General features: G+C 69.5%; 1 protein-coding gene. It reads left to right on the top strand.

Annotation, left to right across the window (positions count from 1 at the left end; all coding sequences use genetic code 11):
• Window positions 1-6: 6 nt before the first annotated feature.
• Window positions 7-393, top strand: a 387-nt coding sequence (locus ACLZOT_RS50315; protein ID WP_416976032.1) for a SpoIIE family protein phosphatase, incomplete at its 3' end; no start/stop codon positions are given.

The raw sequence follows: 393 nt of genomic DNA, 5'->3' as shown, positions 1-393 counted from the left end.
CAGCACATCCCCCTCTCGCCCGGTCCACCGCTCGGAGTCGGTGGGATGCCGTTCGAGATCACCACGTTCGATCTCGAGCCCGGCAGCCTCCTTGCCCTGTACACCAAGGGTCTGGTCCGCGGTGAGGACCACGACATCGATGCCGGCGGCCGCCGCTTGAGGGAGGGGCTTGCTGCATACGGCGGCGCCGACGACTCCCTGCAAGAGGTGGGCCGCGCCGTGGTTGCTGCTGTCGGCGACGTGCCGTCCCGCGAGGACAGTGCCCTGTTGCTGGCCCGAACCCGCGCCGTGCGGACGGGAAACACCGCTGCCTGGGAGTTCCCGGCCGACCCCACCGTCGTGGCCGAGGCTAGGGAACAGAGCACTCGCCAGTTGACTGCATGGGGACTGGAC

Source organism: Streptomyces sp. 4F14, assembly GCF_048159485.1.
Classification (GTDB): Bacteria; Actinomycetota; Actinomycetes; order Streptomycetales; family Streptomycetaceae; genus Streptomyces.
The sequence above is the reverse complement of the archived record's forward strand: the minus strand, read 5'-3'. Positions and strand labels throughout refer to the sequence as shown.